A 20,350-nucleotide genomic window follows, 5' to 3' on the forward strand; every position below is an offset into this window, starting at 1 on the left:
GTCACACAAGTCGTGCATTGGACGCGGCCCTCGTGGTGTGGTCGGAACTCACCGGCTGAAGGGGTGCACACGATGGACGCGAGGACGGCGGCACAACGGCTCGGCTTCCCGCCCGAGGCCTGCACACGGTTCGCGGCGATGGACGCCGCCCGCAGTGCCGAAACCGCACGCCTGCCGGAAGCAGCCCATGGGCAAGAAGCAGCGGACGTAGTGGAATCGGCCCGCATGGTGGAGCCGTCGCACCTGGCTGAACAGGTCTACGTGGAGGAATCGGGCCACAGAGGCGGATCGGCGCGCATGGTGGGCACCGCCGACCTGGCAAAGCCGGCCGACGTGGTGAACCCGGCTCACGGGGCAGGGCCGGGCCAGGTAGGCGAGCCGGGACAGGCGGACGGGGTGGGGGCAGGGCTCGAGGGCGACGCGGTGGGCGGGGTTGGAGAGGCGGGGGGTGGGGTGCGGTTGCCTGCGGACGCGGGCGAGTTATTGGACTACTGCGGGGTGGCGGAGCGGGATCGGGTCGAGATGTTGGCGGCTCGGCCGGATGCGGAGCGGGATCCGGAGTGGTGGGCGCTCATCTCCGCGCTGGCTGGCAGTTTGGAGCGGGAGATGGAGGCGCCGCTGCCGTCGACTGGGCACACCGCTTGGCCGGTGGTGCCGGAATCGTCAACCGCGGTTGGGATGTGGGCGTGGGCCTGGGCGTTGCTGGCCAACGTGCCTCGCCTACTGGAGGTGCATCGGCGGCGCGGTGTGCCGGAGACGGTCAGCCGAGCGACGGTCGGCGCACTTGGTGGGGTGATGGGGAGTCATCGCCAGATCTATGGGCGGTCCGGCGTCGGGCTGATGCCGTTATGGGGACCACCGCTTCGGTTCCGGGGCGCGGATTACGAGATCGGGCGGCACTCGTTCACTCGCACTCATCTCGGCCTCGGGGATGGCGTTGCAGGGCACCTGCTGATGGTGCATGTGCCGCCGATCGGACCGCTCGACCCCGTGGTCTCCGAGCAGTCGATCGCTGCGGCAGCCCGGCTCTTCCCGCAGTGGTATCCCGACGAACCCCTCTTCGGATTCGTCTGCCCGTCGTGGCTGCTCGATCCGCAGCTGGCCGAGTACCTTCCGGCGGACTCCAACATCCTCACCTTCCAACGCCGCTTCACGATTCTCCCGTTGCTGCCGCCCAGTACGCCGTACGAAGGTGATCACGAACTCATGCGCCTCGCTCTCCACCTCGACCCACCGCAAGGCGCGCTCACGGCCGAGGACCTGGACCGCATCCCGCAGGACACCACCCTGCAGCGAGCCTTCGTCAGCCACCTCCGGGACGGCCGGCACTTCCACCTCCGCATCGGTCTGCGCCAACTCGCTTAACACAGACAGAAACGTTTCCAAAGCCTTGAGTAATTCGGTCGCATAGTGTTCGATTCTGGGTGAGCTGACCCGATTCATCCGCCCATGTCTTGAGGTCGACCATGTCGCTGCGCCGTGCCGTTTTATGGACCATCGCCGCCCTTCCGATGATCGCCATGCTTCCGGCGACACCCGCGCCGGCTGCCGCTCCCCCACCGGATGTCTATCAATACCTGGAGAATCCGGAGCTGACCGGCGAGGGGCAGCAGGCACCGCACGCGGAACTCCGCCCGTACGGCGATACGCGGGAGGCGGTTCGGGCCGGCAAGAACAGCCGATGGACTCGATCGCTGGACGGCAAGTGGCGGATCCGGATGGCCGACCGGCCGGAGGACGTGCCGGCCGGCTTCCAGGCTGACGGGTACGACACCAGCGATTGGCAGGTGGCCGACGTACCGCATACCTGGCAGACCGACGGTCTGGATCACCCGATCTTCCGCAACATCCCGACCGAGATGTGGCCGGATGCTCCGCCGAAGGTTCCCCACGATGTGAACCCGACAGCGGCGTACGTGCGGAACTTCGACGTACCGCGGGACTGGCGTGATCGCCGGACGGTGCTGCGCTTCGAAGGCGTGACGAGTGCGTACTTCGTGTGGGTCAACGGCAAGTACGCCGGTTACGACCAAGGCGGTTATCTGCCGGCCGAGTTAGATGTGACCCCGCTACTGAAGGCCGGTCGCAACACGGTCGCCCTGCAGGTGCATCGCTGGTCCGCGGGCTCGCATCTGGAGGACTACGACCAATGGCGTTTCGCGGGGATCTTCCGCTCGGTGTGGATGTACTCGACACCCGCCACCCACGTGCAAGACGTCACGCTCAGGCCCAAACTCGACCCGCAGTACGGCGACGCCACCTTGAACGCCGAGATCGAATTGGCCGGGCCGACCGCCGGCTATTCGGTCCGCGCCACCCTGCACGATCCATCCGGCCGCAAGGTCGTGAGCACGACCGGGAACACGATCGTCAACGGCAAGTTGCAGCTCAGCGCGCCGGTGCAGGCACCGGCCAAGTGGAGCGACGAGACGCCGAACGTCTACCGCGTCGTGGTCGAGCTCATCGACCCAGCCGGCCGGGTCACACACATCACCAGCCAGCCAACGGGATTCCGCACGATCGGGATCAAGGACAAGCAGCTACTGGTCAACGGCAAGCGGATCCTGATCAAGGGCACCAACCGCGCCGAGACCGACCCCGCGACCGGCCGGCACGCCACCACCGGGCGGATGCTCGAGGACGTCTCGCTGATGAAGCAGCTCAACATCAACGCGGTCCGTACGTCGCATTACCCGAGTGACCCGTATTTCTACGACCTGGCCGACACCCGGGGTCTCTGGATCGCCGACGAGGTGGACATCGAGACCCATCACCACGACGGCTGCCCGGACAACTGCCTGGCTGAACGACCCGAGTGGCAGAAGGCGTTCCTCGACCGTTTCATCGGCATGGTCGAACGGGACAAGAACCACCCGAGCGTGTTCATGTGGGACACCGGCAACGAGGCCGGACTCGGCAAGGCGCACTTCTCGATGGCCGAGTATGCGAAGGCCAACGACCCGAGCCGTCCGCTCTACCACCAGTCCAACGGCCCGGACGGCGATGCGCCGTTCGCCAACGTGTGGGGTCCGCGCTATCCCTCGCCGGAGGGCCTGGAGGGGATGGCGAAGACCACCCAGAAGCCGATCATCATGGGCGAGTACGCCCATGCCAGTGGCAACGGATTCGGAAACTTCAACGAGTTCTGGAACGTCGTCCGGCGGTATCCGCAGGTCCAAGGTGGCTTCATCTGGGACTGGGCCGAGCAGAACCTCTATCAGCCTCTCCGGACCACACCCGATGCCTCCGGCAACAACATCATGGCCTGGCTGACCGGCCTGCCCGAGCAGGTCGACGGGAAGCAGGGCAAGGGGCTGTATCTGTCCAGCCTGGACGACTGGGTCGAGGTGTATCGCGATCCGAAGTTCGATGAGGTGTCCACCGGGCTGACGCTCGACCTGTGGGTGAAACCCGACACCTGGACGGGCGACTTCACGATGGTGGCGAAGGGCAACCGGCAGTACGCGCTCAAGATGGCGAACCCGAACACACTGGAGTTCTTCGTCTACGGCGACGGCACCTGGCACACCGTGCAGGCCGCCGTACCAACTGACTGGCGTGGCAACTGGCACCGGGTCACGGGCACCTTCGACGGCCACATCCTGCGGTTGCTGCTGGACGGCAAGGAGATCGGGCGGACCGCCTGGACCGGCACGATCGCCCGTTCCTACGACCCCCTCAACATCGGCCGCAACCCGGACTCCCAGGAGAACCCCACGACCCGGCCGGCGCACGGCACCTTCGACAACGTGCGGATCTACCACCGCGCTCTGACCGAGCCCGAACTCGCCACCGACCCGAAGACGACCGCCGTACTGGCTCTCGACTTCGACAAGCTTGAGGACAAGGGCCGCTACGAGACATACGGCGCCGGCCCGGGCGGCGTGGATGGTCTGGTCAACGCCGATCGCACACTGCAACCCGAGACCCGTGAGCTCGCGCTGGTCCACGCACCGGTCCGCTTCGCCGACTACAAAGACGGCCGCGTGACCGTCACCAACGAGCGCGCGTTCACCGGCACGGACGACGTACAGCTGCGCTGGTCAGTCAAGGAAGGCAAGCGCACGCTGGCGAGCGGGAGGCAGCCGCTGGACGTTGCCGCCGGTACGACAAAATCCGTGCCGCTGCCGAAGTTGCCCGCGAACCCGGGCGGCCTGGAGCGCTGGCTCGACGTACAGGCTGTGCTGACGAAGGCGACCTCGTGGGCGTCGGCCGGACATGTGGTGTCGCTCGGCCAGTTCGCGGTCGGCGGCAAGCAGCTTCGCGGCGTCACCTCGCCGGAACCGACCGGCAGCCTCAAGGTGCGTCAGACCGGTCCGGACACGATCGTGTCCGGACGCGACTTCAGCTATACCTTCAACAAGACGGCGGGCGCGCTGACCTCGATGAACGTCCGCGGCCAGGAGCTGCTGAACCGTGGACCGAAGCTCGATGCCTGGCGAGCGCCGCTGGTCAACGAAATGGGCAGCGAGGCCGCCTCCTGGCGCGCCGCCGGGCTGGATCGGCTCGCGACCACGGTCGCCGACTTCACTGTCAACCAGGCAGACGACGCCGTCATCGTGACCGCTCGCAGTACCGCAGCCGCGCCTGGTGTGACCGACGCGTCGTTCCGCCAGACGATGGTCTACACCGTGTCGGGCAACGGCGAGGTCCGCGTTTACCACCGTGCCGACCCGCAAGGAAAAGCGCGCACGGTCCCGTATCTGCCGCGTGTCGGTTTCTCGCTCAAGGTGCCGGATGCGTTCAAGCAGTTCACGTACTACGGCCGCGGTCCCGTCGAGAACTACAGCGACCGCAAGGACGCGACCCCGGTCGGTGTCTACTCGTCCACCGTGGCCGAGCAGTACTTCAACTACGTCCAGCCGCAAGAGCAGGGCAACCACGGCGACGTCCGCTGGGCGACCCTCACCGACGGCAAGTCCGGCGGGCTGCTCGTTGCCGGCGATCTGAACGTTGGCGTGGATCAGTACGACGACGCCGACCGGGCGGTCTATCCCCATGCGTTGCAGCGCAACAAGGACGGTACGACGCTGCACGTCAGCACCGCGGTGACCGGCGTGAGCGAGACGTTCCACGAGCAACTGCCGCAGTACCAGGTGGAGGGCGATCGCGAATTCGCCTACTCGGTCCTTCTCCGACCGCTGAGCCGCGCAGAGGTCCGCGCCAACGGCCAACCGCACGACCAAGTGGCCTGTACGCCGAATGCAGCGCTCACGCCGAGCAAGCAGACCGTCGAACCCGGCGAGACCATCGACGCGACGCTCACCGTCACCAACCCCTGCCGCGAAGAACTCGCAGCAGTCTCCGCCGTACTGCGGGCCGCGGAGGGCTGGACGGTCACGCCAGGAACAGCCGATCTTGGCACCATCGCAGCCGGCAAGGCGGCGTCCACGGTTGTGAAGATCAGCCGCAGCTCTGAATCACCACGCGGTATCCGCCCGGTGACCGCCGAGGTCTCAGCCCGCAACGCCCAGACAGTCCTCGCCTCCGCCGAAATCGCGGGCGCACCCGAGCCACCTCGCGGGGACACAGCGGTCAGCACGCTTGACTTCCTGTCGGAGCAGAACGGCTGGGGCCCGATAGAACGCAACCGGAGCAACGGCGAACAAGGCGACTCCGACGGACTACCGATCACGCTCGGCGGTACGACGTACCCGTCCGGCCTCGGCGTGCACGCGGAGTCCACGGTCGAGCTCTACCTCGGCGGGCACTGCTCGTCCTTCACCGCCGACGTCGGGGTGGACGACGAGGTCGGCAGCGCGGGCAGCGTCTCGTTCGAGGTCTACGCCGACGGCACTCGCCGCTACGCCAGCCCCACCCTGACCGGCGACGACCCCGCCACCCCCGTCACCGTCGACACCACCGGCGTCACCACTCTCCGCCTGAAGGTCACCGCCGCAGCCGACGGCAACGCCCACGACCACGCCGACTGGGCCGCCCCCACCCTCCACTGCACGCCCTGACAACCTCGCTTTGTCACCAGAACCCGGTCTGATGGCAAGATCTGCGTGTGCAGATCGGGATGCTGGGGCCGTTCGAGGTTCGTGGGGACGACGGTGTCCTCGTCGACGTTCCGGGCGCCCGGTTGCGGGGTGTGCTGGTAGCGCTCGCGCTCGACGCCGGTCAGGTCGTGCCCAAGGCGCGGCTGGTCGACTGGGTCTGGGGCGAGCAGCCGCCGGCCGAGGCGGTGAACGCCTTGCAGCGCTTGGTTTCCCGGCTGCGCAAGGTCCTGCCCGGAGCGGCGATCGACGGTACGACGGACGGGTACCGGCTCATGGTCGCGTCGGAAGCCGTCGACGCGCTGTACTTCGAACGCCTCGTCGGACAGGGACGCCTGCGTGAAGGACTCGACCTTTGGCGTGGTTCCGCACTCCAGGACATCGGTCTACAAGACAGTACGGCGTTCGACGCGGCCGTCACCCGGTTGGAGGGCCTGCGGCTGACCGCGGCCGAGGACTGGTTCGACGCCGAGATCGACCGCGGTCGCGGCGCGCAGTACGTCACGGAGCTGACCGATCTGGTCACCGCGCATCCGGTGCGCGAGCGGCTGGTCGGTGCGCTGATGCGGGCCCTGGCCTCGAGCGGTCGTGACTCAGAGGCACTGCTCGTGTACGAGCGCACCCGGGAGGCCCTCGCCGACATCCTCGGAGTCGATCCGTCACCGGAGCTGTCCGCCGTACATCTGGGTCTGTTGCGCGGTGAGCGCACGGTTCAGAAACGTGAAACCAATCTGCGGGCCGAACTGACCAGCTTCGTCGGCAAGGACGGCGATATCGCCACCGTCCGCGAACTCGTCGCCGCGCACCGGCTCACCACGCTGATCGGACCCGGCGGCGCGGGCAAGACCCGGCTGGCGACCGAGACCGCGCGCACGATGGTCGGCGACCTCCCGGACGGCGTCTGGCTGATCGAACTCGCACCGATCGGCGGCGAAGCTGAGGTCGCCCAGACCGCGATCGCCGCGCTCGGACTGCGGGACGCACTGCTCGGCGACGGGTCGGAGACCGATCCGACCGAACGTGTGATCGCCGCCTTCCGGGAGCGCGAGGCTCTGCTGATCCTGGACAACTGCGAGCACGTGATCGACTCCGCGGCCCGGTTCGCCGAGCGAGTGCTCGGGCAATGCCATCGAGTCCGGATCGTCGCCACCAGTCGGGAGGCGCTCGGCATCACCGGCGAGGCGCTGTGGCGGGTCATTCCGCTCGCGCTGCCGACAACCGATGCTGAGGCGGCCTCCTCCCCGGCCGTTCAACTGTTGCGGGAGCGGGCGAGCGCCGTACGGGAGGATCTCGGAACCGACGCGCAGACCCTGGCGACCATGGCTCGGGTCTGCCGCGCGCTGGACGGGATGCCGCTGGCGATCGAGCTCGCCGCGGCCCGGCTGCGCACGATGTCGCTCGATCAGTTGGCTGACCGGCTCGACGACGTGTTCCGCCTGCTCACCGGCGGCAGCCGGACCGCGCTCCCCCGGCAACGGACGCTGCGCGCGGTGATCGACTGGAGCTGGCAGCTGCTGAGTGACGTGGAGCGAGAGGTGCTGCGGAACCTCTCTGTCTTTGCCGGCGGCGCGACCCTGGCCGCGGCCGAGAAGGTCTGCGGCACGGACGACGTACTGGAACTCCTGACTGCGTTGACGGAGAAGTCACTGGTCGTTGCCGATAGCAACACCACACCGCGATATCGGATGCTCGGGACGATCAAGGAGTACGCCGCGCAACGGCTCACCGAGTCCGGTACGGCGGAACTGACCCGGCAGGCGCATCTCGACTACTTCACCGACCTCGCGGCGACCGCCGATCCGCATCTGCGTCGGGCCGAACAACTGGAATGGCTCGCGATCGTCACCGCCGATCACGACAACCTCAGCGCTGCGATGCGCGGCGCGATCGCCGCCGGCGATGCTGCGGCGGCGATGCAGCTGGCCGCGGCGGCCGGTTGGTACTGGTGGCTCAGCGGACACAAGGCCGAGGGCAACGACCTGATCCGGGCGGCCATCGCCGTACCGGGTGAAGTGGCCGACGAGACCCGGGCCATCGTCTACGCCTTGCTCATCCTGTTCCTGAACTCCGGGCCCGGCGACGAGCAGGTGGCCCGGGAGTGGATCCACGAGATCCATCGGATCAGCGAACGTAGTCAGCTCGTCAACCCGATGCTGCAGCTGGTCGACCCACTCGAACGGATGCTGCAGGCACCGGGTGACTTCCTGCCGGCCTGGGAACCGTTGCTCGACAGCGAGGACGCGTGGGTGCGCGCGCTGGCGCAGCTGCAGCTCGGCAAGATGCGGATCGTGCTCGGCCACGCCGGGTACGAGGCGGACACCTATCTCGAGGCCGCTGTCGTCGAGTTCGAGTCGCTCGGTGAGCGGTTCGGCATCACGTTCGCGCTCTCGGAGCTGTCCGACCGGATCGCTACCCGCGGCGAGTTCGCCGCCGCGTGCGCTCACTACGAGCACGCGATCGAGGTGATCGCGGAGATCGGCGGCACCGACGACCTCATCCGGATGCGGTCGCGGCAGGGTGAGCTCTACTGGCTGCTGGACGACCCGGAACGTAGTGCGACGGCGATGGCTGAAGCCCAGCGGCTGGCTGAGCAGGTCAATTGGCCGGGTGCGCTGGCCCATCTCGCCCTGTCGAAGGCGACGCTCGCCCGGTGGCGCGGTGACGGCGACGACGTGGCCGCACAGCTGACCGCGATCACCTCACTGCTGGGCGAAGAGGCAGAGCAGCCGAACATCCGGACCATGACCTCCACCCTGCGCGCTGCGATTGCTGAGGATCTCGACGAGGCCCGGGCGCATTGGGCGGACGCCTGCGAGTCCGCGGCCCAGACCGGCCACGCGAATATGATCGCGGGCGTCGTCGCCGGAGTGGCCGGTTATGCGGTACGGCGGGAGCGGTACGCCGAGGCCATTCGGTTGCTGGCGGCAAGTAACGCCGTACGGGGTCTGGAAGATCTGGCGAACCCGGAGATCCCACGGATCGAGCAGGCAGCGCGAAGCCGCCTCGGCGACGTGGAGTACGCCGAGGCGGCTGCGGAAGGTGCTGACGCGGACTGGAATCAACTGGTCGCGGTCACGCTCGCTTCTTGAACGTGGCCGACGCCCAGAAGTAGCCGACCAGCGCGATGCCGATGCACCAGGCAACGGCCTGGACCACGTCAGAGGTCTGCGGGGCGCCGTTCAGGAAACCGCGCAGGGACTCGATGATCGGCGTGAAGGGCTGGTACTCCGCGAACTGCCGGACACCCGGACCCATCTTCTCCGCGGGCACGATCGCGCTGCTGAAGAACGGCAGCATGATGAGCGGGATGGCTGCCATCCCCGCGGTCTCGGGCGACTTCGCCGCCAGGCCGAGGGCGACGGTGAGCCAGCCGGTCGCGACCCCGAGCAGGACGACGATGCCGAGCACGGCCACCCAGTCCCCGAGACCCGCCGACGGGCGGAAGCCGAGCGCGAACGCGACGCCGATCAGCGCGACGACCGAGATCAGGTTGATCGCCACACTCGCGACGACCTTGCCGGTCAGGACAGCGGACCGCGGGACGTCCATCACCTTGAACCGGTTGATGATTCCCTTGGTCATGTCCGCGTTCGCGGCGATCGCCGTACCGCCGAGGCCGTAGCAGACGGCGAGCAGGATCATCCCCGGTGTCGCGTAGTCGACATAGTCGACGCCGACGTTGAAGGCGTCGCCGAGCAGATAGACGAACATGAACAGCATCACGACGGGCATCAGCACCGCGTTGAAGATCGTGGTGGGGTTCCTGGTCAGATGCTTGACGTCGCGGCGCAGCATGACGGTTGTGGTGCTCATTTCGCGGCTACCTCCGTGGCGTGGCCCGTCAGGGCGAGGAAAACGTCATCGAGATCAGGGGTGTGCACCGAGAACTCGTCGGCGCTGAGGGCGTACTCGTCGAGCCGGTCGAGCACTGTGCGGAGCGAACTCGTCCCGCCGTCGCTGGGGACCTTCAGGGTCAGCGTCTCGTCGTCGCGAGTCGCCTCGGCGAAGACCTGCGCGGCTGCGTCGAGCTGAGCGGTGTCCGCGAAGCGCAGCCGGACATGCGTGCCGGGGATCTGCCGCTTGAGCTCGTCCGGGGTGCCCTGGGCAACCAACTTGCCCTGGTCCAGTACGGCGACCTGGTCGGCGAGCTGGTCGGCCTCGTCGAGGTACTGGGTGGTGAGGAAGATGGTCACGCCGTCCGCGACCAACTCCCGGATGATCGTCCACATCGTCCGCCGGCTGCGCGGGTCCAGCCCGGTGGTCGGCTCGTCCAGGAAGATGATCCGCGGGTTGCCGACCAGCGTCATCGCCAGGTCGAGCTTGCGGCGCATCCCGCCCGAGTACGTCGACGCCGGCTTCGGCGCGGACTCGGTCAGATCGAACCGCTCGAGCAGGCCGGCGATCACGCTCCGGTCGGCGCCAGGGCTCAGGTCGACCATCAGCTCGAGGTTCTCCTGGCCGGTGAGCAGCTCGTCGACCGCCGCGAACTGGCCGGTCACGCCGATCACCTTGCGGACCGCCTTCGCGTCCGTGGCGACGTCGTACCCGGCGATCTCGACCGTGCCGGCGTCGGCGCCGAGCAGGGTGGTCAGCACGTTCACCGTGGTGGTCTTGCCCGCCCCGTTGGGCCCGAGCAGCGAGAAGACCGTCCCCGCGGGGACCTCGAAGTCGATGCCGTCGAGGACGATCTTGTCCTTGAATGTTTTGCGCAGTCCCGAGACTGCGATCGCCGTATCTCTCATGCCTTCAGCATCGGCGGCCGCGCAGACACGCCCCTGACACGTGCCTGACACGGCCGCTCGGACCCTAGCCGACCAAGCGAAGCCACGCTTCGGTCAGGGCGGCATGACCGGCCGGGGTCGGGTGGACGGCGTCGTCGGCCCAGTGCTCGGGGTCGGCCTTGGTACTGAGGTCGGCGAACATCCGGTCGGCTTCGAGCAGCTGAGCGCCGTACTCGCGGGCCAGGTCATGGACAACCTCGATCGCCGGGTCGAGGTCAGCGCGCCAGAGCTTGCGGATCTCCTCGTCGAAGCGCAGATCCTCGTGCTCGATGACGCCGCGGATCGGCAGCAGGAACGGTTCGATCAGGATCAGCTCGGTGCCTGCCAGCGGTTCCAGCAGGCGCCGGTAGCCGGCCCGGTACTCCTCGGGCGAGAACGGGCGGCCGTTCACCGGGTCGAACGTGTGCCAGGCGACGTCGTTCATGCCGACCAGGATCGACAGGACGTCCGGCTTCGCGTCCAGTACGTCGGCCTGCCACCGGGCTTCGAGATCCTGAACCTTGTCACCCCGCCACCCGGTGTTCAGCCACTTGAGCGGGCGGTCCGGGTGCCGGAACCCCCATTCGCCCGCGACCCGGGTCGGGTAGCCGGACCCGAGTCCATCCGGGCTCTCCACTCGGAACCAGTCGGTGATCGAGTCACCGGTGAACATCACGGTGCTGCCGGACTTTAGGGTGATCGTCATGCGAAGCACCTCCTGGCCGCCTGCTCGAAGGCGTTCCGGTCTGCGTCGCCCGCCCAACCGACGATTCCGTCCGGCCTGACCAGCACGGCCTCGAATCCGAGGTCGTTGCGGGCTGGGCCGGCGGCGTACCGGAAGTGGCTGCCCAGCCCGATACCCTCAAGGGCGCCGGTGAAGTCGAGGAGGACGCCGCAGCCGCCGTCCATCAGGTCCGCGAGGCGGGTACCGTCCTCCAGCCGGAACTCGGGCGCGGGCCGGCCGACCAGCGGGCACTCGCTCCCCAGGTCGTAGCGGTTCAGCATCCCGGAGATCTTTCCGTAGATGTACGCCGTTCCGTCCGCTGTCTCGAGCAGGTCGCGGATGACCGCTTGCAGAGCCTGGCCGTGCGGCCCGGGCTGCATGGTGGTCACCTGCGCGCGGGTCCAATCGGTCACCCACTCGCCGATCGGATGCCGTTCGGTGGTGTAACTGTCGAGCAGCCCGTCGGCGGCGTCGCCTTGGATGGTCGCGGCGAGCTTCCAGCCCAGGTTCAGCGCGTCGCCGATGCCGGTGTTCAGGCCCTGCCCGCCGAGCGGTGAGTGGATGTGCGCGGCGTCGCCGGCCAGCAGCACGCGGCCCTTCCGGTACGTCGTCGCCTGCATGGCGCGATCCGTATAGGTGGAGGCGTGCACGACATTGGAGATCGTCACGTCCGTGCCGGAGATTCGGCGCAGCACCTCCTGCAAATGCTCCAGCGTCGGTACCTGGCTCCGGTCGTACGCACCACCGTCGAAATCCATCATGCCGATGTGGCCGTTGATGCGCATGGTCAGGTACAGGCCGTTCGGCGTCAGGTTGAAGCCGTGCTTGAGCTTGTCCGGATCGGCGAACTCAGCCTGCACGACGTACCCCGTGAAGTACGGCTCCGTGCCCACGAACTCGAAGCCCGCCAACCGCCGTACCGCGCTCCGGCCGCCATCGGTACCGACCACCCACCGCGCGGCGTACTCGTCGTCACCCGCCTGGACGACGACGTGATCGTCGTACTGCGTCAGTCCGGTCACCGCTGCGCCGCGCCGGATCTCCACGCCGTACTTGACCGCGCGCTCGGCGAGGATCCCCTCGACATGGTCGAGGGTCGTCATCATCGCCTCCGGCGCCGGGCTCGGCAGGCGGTACTGCAGCGACTCCACCTTCAGCCTGGCCGGGTCGATCATCATGCCGGCGAAGTGCCCGACCCCCTGTGGCTCGGACGGCTCGTCCACGTCCGGGACCTCGTCGAGACCGAGCAACTCCCCCAGCAACCCGCGGCGGTAGAACGCCCCGAGCGACGCCGCCATCAACCCCCGCATCCCGAGCGGCTCCACCCGGTACGCCGACCCCGGCTCCGCCTCGCGCTCGAGCACCACCACCGAAACACCCTGCAACCCCAGCTCACACGCCAGGAACAAACCGACCGGGCCGGCGCCGACTATCGCTACGTCATACATGAGATTCTCCCTGTCATCGTCGTACAGGAAGAGCCTCGCCCCACCCCCTGGCAAGGGACGGGCGTTGAGCTGGCACGCGGCTGTCACAGCCTGCCGCACGACGCCAGCCCAGTCCGCGGCGCCAGCGCTCAAGGCACGAGGTTGAGGAGGGGCAATGGTGCTGATCGATTGCCATCACAATCCGCCGGCCGCAGTCACCCCCATGACACGCCCACCCGCAGCCGCGTCGCGAGGGCGCGGACACCTCGCGGGGCCTGTGAACAGGTCATACCTTGTCCGCACCCACCACTTCCTGTTCACGCCCCCAGCGCCTGGTCCGCCGCCCAGGGTTTGCCCACCCAGCCAGAGGGTTGCCCCTTGAGCTAGAGGGTTGCCCATCGAAAATGTCAGCGGGCAACCCTCCAGTTGAGGGGATATCTCTCGAGCTAGAGGGGTTCGGCGGCCGCATCGCGATCGGGAGGCGCGAGCCTCAGCGGGTTCAGAGCTCGGGGTCGTGCATGAACATGCGGACATCCTGCGCACAACGGCAGGCCTTCGCGACCTTGGCCGCCCACTGGAGAGCTTCGTCGCGGGTGGGGACGTCGACGACGAAGACCCCACCGATGAGCTCCTTGCTCTCCGGGTAGGGGCCGTCGGTGATCAGCCCGTCGGTGTCGACCACGGCCGGGTTGGCCGCGAGCAGCTCGTCCTCGGTGCTGTAGTGAATGCCGCCGGTGAAGATCAGTACGCCGGCCTCCTTGGCCTCGCGGCAGACCGCGTGCGCGTCCTCGCCGACCTGGGGGAAGTCCTCGGCAGGGATGTGATCCATCGCGCCGCGGTCGAACGAGATCAAGTACTTCGCCATCTCACCACTCCACTCCGGCGACCACCCGCGGGCCGCCTCTCACCCCTGCAACGAACGCCAACCACCTGATTCGACAGCTCACCCAGACTTTTCTTCGGCCCGGGCGAGACGCTCCTCCAGGACCCGGATGCGGTCGTAGAGGTCGACCAGAGTCGCGCCGTCGGCGACCACACCGGCGCGGCCCGCGTTCCGCCGTACAAATTCTTCGCGGGTCTCCCCCGGCGCCTGCTGGAGGCCTGCCTGCGCCCCCGGCGCGCCACGGCGCTGTGCCCTCATCACCAGCATCGGACCGATCACGAACAGGAGGGCGATGGGGATCAGGATCAGCAGCAAATAGTTCGGGTTCATGAAGTCCTCAACGGGAGACGTCCGGGTAGACGACCCTAGCTGCAAAGGACCCACGATTCCTGACGTACACTGTTCGTTGGACGAACACTGTTCGACAGAGGTGGAGATGATGAAAGTTCTAATTCTGGGCGCCAACGGCCGGACCGGCCGCGTACTGGTCTCCGAGGCGGTCGCCGCGGGCCACGAGGTAACCGCAGCCATGCGCACGCCGCAGGCGGTGCCGGGCGTCGAGGTGGTCACCGCCGACCTGCGAGATCCCACCTCGATCGAGACCGCCGCCAAGGGTCAGGACGTCGTGATCTCCGCGATCGGTCCCTCCGGCCGCAAAGCCTCTGGCCTGTACTCCGACGCCGCGCGAACCCTGGTCTCCGCCCTCACCGATACGCGCCTGATCGCCATCACCTCAGCGGGCGTCCGCCACGACGACCCCAACTTCAAGCGCGTCTACCGCTTGCTGGCCGGCACCTTGATGAAGGAGGCGTACGACGACATGCGCCTGATGGAATCGACTATCCGCGCGAGCTCGCTCGACTGGACCTTCGTCCGCCCCTCGCGGCTGCAGGACGAGCCCGCCACCGGCACCTACCGCGTCGAAGACAGCCAAACCCCGGTAGGCGGTTGGCAGGTGACGCGCACTGACGTGGCCCGCTTCATCGTTCAGGAGCTCGGCGCCGGCGAGTGGTCCCGCCGCTGCCCGACCCTCGCCGAATAGCCGCGCTCAGGCGCTGGATTCGCTTGCCTGTCTCGCGATCAGCATGACGCCGGCCACCAGCAGAACGCCGAGGAGAACGACGAAGCCAAGTTGCAGGCCGGCCTCACTCCAACTCGCCCACTCACCAAACGGCCCTCCGCTGACGACCTTGTCGCACAGGACACTGCCGCTCGGCGGCCGCCCGAGGACGCCGGGTTCAACCCGGACCTTGATGCCTGCCTGCGGGCACATGTAGGCCTTCGCCGGCTGATCGTTGTAGTACAGCGATGCCACGACTCCGGCCAACAAGCCAAGAATCCCGCCGCTCCCCGCCCCTTTGGCGGCCAGGTCGACCAACCCCTTGGCCGACTCACCTGCCCACTCCTCAGCACCCATCTGCCTGATCCCCCCGGATCTGCGTGAAGTCTCCGCTTCGGTGGCCGTCGTACCTGCTGCACCCCGAAGGTCACCGTGCGCTTCCACTCGAAGCTACGGATCCCTGACGTCCTTGGGAACAGTTCAGGTGCGCGGACTCGGCGCGACCTCGCGCACCATGACGCAGTTGCCCAGCCCTTTGGGCCGGTCGTAGGTGAAGCCCTCGCGCTCGTACATCGCGCGGGTACCGTTGTAGAGGAACGACGAGTTCTTCTTCCGAACCCCGCCGGTGTCGTGTGGGTAGCCCTCGACCAGACCGCCACCCGCCTGCGCGATCAACTCCACAGCTCCACGCAAGGCGATCGCCGCCAGGCCGTGACCGCGACGGTCGCGCTCGACCAGGATGCAGGTAACCCGATAGTCGGGCAGTCGCTCAGCAGTAGCGACGTACTCCTTGCGGTGCTGGATATTCGGCAACTCCTCGGGTGATCCGTACTCCGCCCAGGCGACAGCCCGGTCGCCGTCGTACACGAGTGCCGCGTGCGCGATCCCGTCGTACACCAGACGCTGTTTGAGCGCCCGGTTCCCCTCGGCAGTCTGGCCCTTCTCCGCGCAGTCAGGATGAAAGTGCGTGCACCAGCAACTGGCGAACATCCCCTTGTTCCGCTCGACCAGAGCGGCGAAGTCATCAAACGTCGCCGGCGTGAGCGCCTTGATCGTGAAGTCGGCCATGCCGCCAACGTACGCTCGATTCCGGACGTTCCGCGTCCGCTGACCCATCGGCGTCCTGCCGTCCCGACGCTAAACTCGCCGCCCATGGGACTCCTCACCTTCAGCATCAACCTCACCCTGGACGGCTGCGTCGACCACCAGGAGGGAATCGCCGACGACGAGACACACGCCCACTTCACCCGGCTCATGGACGAAGCCGGCGCCATGCTGTGGGGCCGCACCACCTACGAAATGATGGAGACCTACTGGCCCGCCGTAACCCGCGGCGACGTAGAAGCCCCACCGGCCATCCGCGAGTGGGCCGTCAAACTCGACGCCAAACCCAAGTACGTCGTCTCCTCCACCCGCACCGACTTCCCCTGGACCAACAGCCACCACCTAACCGGCGACCTACCCGAAACCATCGAAACCCTCAAGGACGCCACCCCCGCCGGCATCCTCCTAGGCAGCGGCAAACTAGCCACCGCCCTAGACCGCCTCAACCTGATCGACGACTACAAACTCCTCATCCACCCCAGAATCGCCGGCCACGGCCCCACCCTCTACGCCCCCGGCCTCCCCACCACCCGCAACCTCGAACTCCTCTCAACCAAGCCCCTCACCAACGGCGTCCTAGCCCTCCACTACCGCCGCACCCCGTAGCTCTGCCCCAGCGAGGCCGGGACGTGGCGGAGAACCAGACCCACCAGAGGCACTCGATGGATTGGCCAACGAGCACATCGTGCTGGTCTCCGTTGCCAGTGCAAACGTCTCCGGTCTTCAACATCATCGACCGCCGGCCTGCTCACGCGCTCGATACGACCGCGCCTGCCGCAGCGCGGCGAGGCAACCGGCCTTATCGGCAAACCGGGCTAGCAACTTTCGCAAGTCCTAGAGCGGCTGCTCCGAGCACTCTACCGTCGTCACCATGAGCCGCAGTTGCCCCGCGGAGGAAGCCCGGCGGCATCTCGGCGGGCGTCTTGCTGTTGTCTGGCGCAGCAGCACCCGCGGCAACCCTCGCCGTTCGAGTCGTACTAGCGCTGATCAGGGCAACCTAACGGCTGCCTAAACGGAGCCAACCGCATCGCACGCCATGGGCGAGCATGGCGGCCCGGTGTCGGTTGGCTCCGCACCCGCGACATGGATCATGGGCGAGCCGCGATGACGCCCCACGAAGATCTGACAACCGATCTTGAGCAACAACTACAGTTCGGAGGCATGGGGCGGATCCGAGGGCACTACGAATGGGACGACGACAGGCTCACTCCTGGGCAGAAGAAGGAGGGAGGCCTCCACCAGAACCTCTTTGACGGTAACGGCAAGCTGAGGGGCAACGCGCGCTTCGTCCCGGACGACGAGGAAGAGGACGAGCCTCTCATCGTCACGGAGACGACCTACGTCCCCACCGAGCAGCGACGCCGAACTCAGGAACAAGAGGAGTTCGAGCGGGCGATCGCTCAGATTGTGGTCCACATCGTCGAGATTGGGATCAGTAAGGCCAAGCCCCTGGCGCAGCAGTGGTGGCGCGAGACCGCGCGGCCGGCCATCGCGGCTGGTCGAGCCAAGATGCCCGTGCCTCGCTTTCTCCAAGGGACACGGACGACTGCCGCAGATGATGAGACCTCACAAGAGGTCGCTGCCACACCCGAGGTGGCCCAACCCACCATGTCGAGCGCAGAGGCGCAGGCGCGCTACCTCGCAGCCGCCGCCGCGCAGGCCTACAGCGACGAGCAGATGAGACTCGTCACCAACGCCAGGATCGTCGAGGGCGGTGGCCTGGAGGAGCTGAGGCAAACACTAGCGGAGCTGCCGCCCGACCAGGTCAAGCATCTGATTGCGGCGATGGCAACCAACCCGGCGTTGCTCAGCGAGGAAACGCTAGCGGAACTGGCAAGTATTCTCGGGCGTCGAGCCCTGCCCTAGACAGCCAACCATTCAAGGCAATCTGTCCGAATCGACATCACCGCATGCCAGCTCAACATCCAGCTACGCCTACCAGCTCGGCAGCGAGTTAATCCAAGGATGGCCCGGGGGTAGGCCAATGCGCTCCTGCTCGGCGTACCCGCGCACCCAGGATGGAAACAGCACCGGCACCTTAGACGTATCCGTGCCAAGCAAGTCCCATCGGTCCTCGTAGCCAGCCCACACCACATCGCTCACACGAGCACTCTTGATCGGAGTGTTCCGCTTGCCGGCGGGCACCTCAGGATTCGTGAGCCACTCCTGATGAATCATCCAGCGAGCGGCCACTACGTGATCACGCGGCACCACGAACCCCCGCGGCGGGCTCTTGAGCCGCTTCGGCAGCATGACGAAGACGAACCACTCGTGCTGAGACGACGCCAGCGATCCGGCGTTGCCGAGAAGCCAAGTGGTTCGGCCGTTCCCGGCGGTCGCCGCCTTGACCTGGATCTCCACAGCCGGCCGATCCTCAAGGTGGGTTGCAACCGCGAGGATGTCGGTGCGCGCGAGTCCGTCGCGGGTAAGAGCTGGCGCCCATCCGTGCCGCGCGAGCATGGCGCACGCCCAGTGCTCCCCTGCCGACTTGGTCATCTTGTTGTCAGGCATTGGCCGCCCCTTTGATTCCAGCGCTCGCACGATCATCCGACAGCCCTCGTCGCCACAGCTGCGCACTCTGGTTGTGTCCGACAAGAGCGACGACGAAGCCACATGTGACAACCGTGGCGAGTACCGACGAAGTCATCACGAGTCCATCCGTCGACAGCAGGTTCGCCAGTCCGCCAGCAATACCAAGCACCGCGAGTGCCCCCGCGCTGACGGCATCGCGCTTCATGCGGACTCTGTAAGCATCGACCGTCTGACGGATATCAGCGGCATAAGCACCACTCACGAAGTATCTCGATGCCCGCAGTACCGCGGTGGCTGCCATGAGGCCAAAGATGCCAAGCAGGAAGAACCAGACGACGACAACCGAGCGTCGCGAATCGAACCCAATGATCTGGGACACCAACACCCCGAACATCAGGACCTCGACCACCGCCAGGAGGGTAGGGATGAGCAGATCCGAAACCGTTGGAATTCTTGCGGGAAGACCAATCGCACCTGTCATCGTGCCCGCATACACGGTTGCGACCGCGAGCAAGCTCGCGAGCCACATAGTCCAGTGCGCGTAGGCCCAGCCATGAAGGCTATCGGTGCTGGCGAGCAGGCCAGCGGCGGAGAGCCCTCCAACCCCGAGCGCAACGCTGACGACCGTCACGTGTAGGTCAAGGTAGTGGGCAGTCAGGTAGCCGCTGTAGCGCGAGGCAAGCTCACTCCTGCCGATTTCGGCGGTCGACGGCGCGAGCGTTCCATCCGGAGCGCCACTCGGCGAAGGTTCTGGCGCAGGTGGAGATCTCGTACCGCTGGGCGCCGGCGGATGACAACTCCACATGGTGAGTATCGAGACGATGGAAACCATGACGAAGACAACGGAGATCCCAACGCGAAGGATCCAGTCCGACAATACGTAGGTCGAGGGAAAGCTATCTAGTACCACCACGCCTAGCACTGCCACAACAGCCGTACCGAACACGACACACGAAATGACCGTTGGGATCCAAACCGGCCTATGAGCGGGCGGACGTCTGAAGCGGAAGCACAGCACAATGGACACTGCCAACCCAAGTGCCGTCAACCATACGCCCAGGCCAAACGGCTCAGCGGGCGATAGTTGTGCCACGTCGTCACATTTGTTCGGGATTTCGTTGAACTTGCAGTAGAAGTGGTAGATGTCGAGGACGGCCGTCGCGATCAAGAGCATGGCTATCGCCGGACCAACCACACCCATCAAGATCCGGACTGCCGTCAGCATGGGTCCCATGTGGGAGTACTGCGACGCCGCCAGGCCGATGGCGTAGAACATGCCAAGGATCGCGAGGCTGAATGCTGGGCCATCGATGAAGACGATCGAGAACGAGCTACCCGAGGCTGGTAGCCCTCCTGCCAAGATCCCATACAGGATCGCGCTGATGATCAGCGCGGTTATCGTGCTGAAGAGCACGACCGATACCGAGCTCAGCGTGTAATCCGCGGTTGGTCCGTCCTCACCATCCTCCTCGCTGGCACCATGTCGCAGGAACCCCAGGAGAGCGGTGAACGCGAACCCGGCCAGAACGCCGGCAATCTGGGAGTACATCTGAGCGGTGCTAGTTATGTCAACGAACGGCTCATTGGCTATCACGTAGTTCCCCCCACGTGTTGGACAATGCGTCCTACAACAGATCACGCACCGTAGCGTCTGGACCGTAAGTCAGCAATGACTGACAGTAATTAACCCCGAGTAAGTGTCGAGTCGGAGCTACCTGGCGGGAGCGCTGCAGGCAGGTTCGTCCACCACCGCATCCGTCATCGTCTGCGCCGATACTCCAACAAAGGCATCGACGAGTGATCGGACGATCGAGGCCCCGCGGATCCGACGCGGCCAACCCATCGAGGATGCCCTCGACCT

Annotated in this window: 16 protein-coding genes; 6 read left to right on the top strand and 10 right to left on the bottom strand. The window is 66.7% G+C overall.

The genetic code is table 11. From position 1 onward, the window contains the following. The first annotated feature begins 72 nt into the window (after window positions 1-72). The 3 genes from ACIA49_RS00230 to ACIA49_RS00240 all read left to right on the top strand — a co-directional run bounded on the left by ACIA49_RS00230 (window position 73) and on the right by ACIA49_RS00240 (window position 9,088). Window positions 73-1,365 (top strand): acyltransferase domain-containing protein, encoded by a 1,293-nt coding sequence (locus tag ACIA49_RS00230; RefSeq protein WP_396374873.1) that lies wholly within the window; start codon window positions 73-75, stop codon window positions 1,363-1,365. A 101-nt stretch (window positions 1,366-1,466) separates the two neighbouring features. Further along, a complete protein-coding gene (locus ACIA49_RS00235) occupies window positions 1,467-5,963 on the top strand; it encodes a glycoside hydrolase family 2 TIM barrel-domain containing protein (protein WP_396374874.1) in 4,497 nt (1,498 codons plus the stop codon). 47 nt (window positions 5,964-6,010) lie between these two features. Continuing rightward, window positions 6,011-9,088, top strand: coding sequence for a BTAD domain-containing putative transcriptional regulator (locus ACIA49_RS00240; RefSeq protein ID WP_396374875.1), 3,078 nt, complete (start codon window positions 6,011-6,013; stop codon window positions 9,086-9,088). Here ACIA49_RS00240 and ACIA49_RS00245 read toward each other — a convergent pair. The 6 genes from ACIA49_RS00245 to ACIA49_RS00270 all read right to left on the bottom strand — a co-directional run bounded on the left by ACIA49_RS00245 (window position 9,072) and on the right by ACIA49_RS00270 (window position 14,123). Beyond that, on the bottom strand, window positions 9,072-9,812 hold the full coding sequence (locus ACIA49_RS00245) for an ABC transporter permease (RefSeq protein ID WP_396374876.1): 741 nt from the start codon (window positions 9,810-9,812) through the stop codon (window positions 9,072-9,074). The two genes, ACIA49_RS00240 and ACIA49_RS00245, sit on opposite strands and share 17 nt — an antisense overlap. Beyond that, complete coding sequence (locus ACIA49_RS00250; protein WP_396374877.1) at window positions 9,809-10,741, bottom strand: ATP-binding cassette domain-containing protein; 933 nt, start codon at window positions 10,739-10,741, stop codon at window positions 9,809-9,811. Before ACIA49_RS00250 ends, ACIA49_RS00245 begins: the two co-directional genes overlap by 4 nt. A 64-nt stretch (window positions 10,742-10,805) precedes the next feature. Next, complete coding sequence (locus ACIA49_RS00255; RefSeq protein ID WP_396374878.1) at window positions 10,806-11,465, bottom strand: SGNH/GDSL hydrolase family protein; 660 nt, start codon at window positions 11,463-11,465, stop codon at window positions 10,806-10,808. After that, window positions 11,462-12,931 (bottom strand): FAD-dependent monooxygenase, encoded by a 1,470-nt coding sequence (locus ACIA49_RS00260; RefSeq protein WP_396374879.1) that lies wholly within the window; start codon window positions 12,929-12,931, stop codon window positions 11,462-11,464. Before ACIA49_RS00260 ends, ACIA49_RS00255 begins: the two co-directional genes overlap by 4 nt. 478 nt (window positions 12,932-13,409) lie before the next feature. Beyond that, on the bottom strand, window positions 13,410-13,775 hold the full coding sequence (locus ACIA49_RS00265) for a YciI family protein (protein ID WP_396374880.1): 366 nt from the start codon (window positions 13,773-13,775) through the stop codon (window positions 13,410-13,412). A 78-nt stretch (window positions 13,776-13,853) separates the two neighbouring features. Next, entirely contained in the window at window positions 13,854-14,123 is a 270-nt protein-coding gene (locus ACIA49_RS00270; RefSeq protein WP_396374881.1) for a hypothetical protein, read from the bottom strand. Between the two features lie 109 nt (window positions 14,124-14,232). On the opposite strand from ACIA49_RS00270, the gene ACIA49_RS00275 reads away from it, so the two are divergent. Next, window positions 14,233-14,835, top strand: coding sequence for an NAD(P)-dependent oxidoreductase (locus ACIA49_RS00275; RefSeq protein ID WP_396374882.1), 603 nt, complete (start codon window positions 14,233-14,235; stop codon window positions 14,833-14,835). Between the two features lie 6 nt (window positions 14,836-14,841). On the opposite strand, the gene ACIA49_RS00280 is transcribed toward ACIA49_RS00275, so the two are convergent. Further along, window positions 14,842-15,210: a hypothetical protein gene (locus ACIA49_RS00280; RefSeq protein ID WP_396374883.1), complete on the bottom strand. Its 369-nt coding sequence runs from the start codon at window positions 15,208-15,210 to the stop codon at window positions 14,842-14,844. 123 nt (window positions 15,211-15,333) lie between these two features. Then, complete coding sequence (locus ACIA49_RS00285) at window positions 15,334-15,921, bottom strand: GNAT family N-acetyltransferase (RefSeq protein WP_396374884.1); 588 nt, start codon at window positions 15,919-15,921, stop codon at window positions 15,334-15,336. A gap of 84 nt (window positions 15,922-16,005) precedes the next feature. Between ACIA49_RS00285 and ACIA49_RS00290 the strand changes: the two genes are divergently transcribed. Then, complete coding sequence (locus tag ACIA49_RS00290) at window positions 16,006-16,563, top strand: dihydrofolate reductase family protein (RefSeq protein WP_396374885.1); 558 nt, start codon at window positions 16,006-16,008, stop codon at window positions 16,561-16,563. Between the two features lie 498 nt (window positions 16,564-17,061). Further along, window positions 17,062-17,823: a hypothetical protein gene (locus ACIA49_RS00295; RefSeq protein ID WP_396374886.1), complete on the top strand. Its 762-nt coding sequence runs from the start codon at window positions 17,062-17,064 to the stop codon at window positions 17,821-17,823. Between the two features lie 69 nt (window positions 17,824-17,892). On the opposite strand, the gene ACIA49_RS00300 is transcribed toward ACIA49_RS00295, so the two are convergent. Both ACIA49_RS00300 and ACIA49_RS00305 read right to left on the bottom strand, forming a co-directional pair. Next, on the bottom strand, window positions 17,893-18,468 hold the full coding sequence (locus tag ACIA49_RS00300; protein ID WP_396374887.1) for a hypothetical protein: 576 nt from the start codon (window positions 18,466-18,468) through the stop codon (window positions 17,893-17,895). After that, window positions 18,461-20,038, bottom strand: coding sequence for a hypothetical protein (locus ACIA49_RS00305; RefSeq protein ID WP_396374888.1), 1,578 nt, complete (start codon window positions 20,036-20,038; stop codon window positions 18,461-18,463). Before ACIA49_RS00305 ends, ACIA49_RS00300 begins: the two co-directional genes overlap by 8 nt. Window positions 20,039-20,350 lie beyond the last annotated feature (312 nt).

The organism is Kribbella sp. NPDC051587 (genome assembly GCF_044453945.1).
In the GTDB taxonomy this organism is placed as follows: Bacteria; Actinomycetota; Actinomycetes; order Propionibacteriales; family Kribbellaceae; genus Kribbella.

Bases quoted from the DNA above. Each gene is read 5' to 3' on its own strand.
- ACIA49_RS00230 (WP_396374873.1), top strand. From the start codon at position 73: ATGGACGCGAGGACGGCGGCACAACGGCTCGGCTTCCCGCCCGAGGCC.
- ACIA49_RS00235 (WP_396374874.1), top strand. From the start codon at position 1,467: ATGTCGCTGCGCCGTGCCGTTTTATGGACCATCGCCGCCCTTCCGATG.
- ACIA49_RS00245 (WP_396374876.1), bottom strand. From the start codon at position 9,812: ATGAGCACCACAACCGTCATGCTGCGCCGCGACGTCAAGCATCTGACC.
- ACIA49_RS00250 (WP_396374877.1), bottom strand. From the start codon at position 10,741: ATGAGAGATACGGCGATCGCAGTCTCGGGACTGCGCAAAACATTCAAG.
- ACIA49_RS00255 (WP_396374878.1), bottom strand. From the start codon at position 11,465: ATGACGATCACCCTAAAGTCCGGCAGCACCGTGATGTTCACCGGTGAC.
- ACIA49_RS00260 (WP_396374879.1), bottom strand. From the start codon at position 12,931: ATGTATGACGTAGCGATAGTCGGCGCCGGCCCGGTCGGTTTGTTCCTG.
- ACIA49_RS00265 (WP_396374880.1), bottom strand. From the start codon at position 13,775: ATGGCGAAGTACTTGATCTCGTTCGACCGCGGCGCGATGGATCACATC.
- ACIA49_RS00270 (WP_396374881.1), bottom strand. From the start codon at position 14,123: ATGAACCCGAACTATTTGCTGCTGATCCTGATCCCCATCGCCCTCCTG.
- ACIA49_RS00275 (WP_396374882.1), top strand. From the start codon at position 14,233: ATGAAAGTTCTAATTCTGGGCGCCAACGGCCGGACCGGCCGCGTACTG.
- ACIA49_RS00280 (WP_396374883.1), bottom strand. From the start codon at position 15,210: ATGGGTGCTGAGGAGTGGGCAGGTGAGTCGGCCAAGGGGTTGGTCGAC.
- ACIA49_RS00285 (WP_396374884.1), bottom strand. From the start codon at position 15,921: ATGGCCGACTTCACGATCAAGGCGCTCACGCCGGCGACGTTTGATGAC.
- ACIA49_RS00290 (WP_396374885.1), top strand. From the start codon at position 16,006: ATGGGACTCCTCACCTTCAGCATCAACCTCACCCTGGACGGCTGCGTC.
- ACIA49_RS00295 (WP_396374886.1), top strand. From the start codon at position 17,062: ATGACGCCCCACGAAGATCTGACAACCGATCTTGAGCAACAACTACAG.
- ACIA49_RS00300 (WP_396374887.1), bottom strand. From the start codon at position 18,468: ATGCCTGACAACAAGATGACCAAGTCGGCAGGGGAGCACTGGGCGTGC.
- ACIA49_RS00305 (WP_396374888.1), bottom strand. From the start codon at position 20,038: ATGTACTCCCAGATTGCCGGCGTTCTGGCCGGGTTCGCGTTCACCGCT.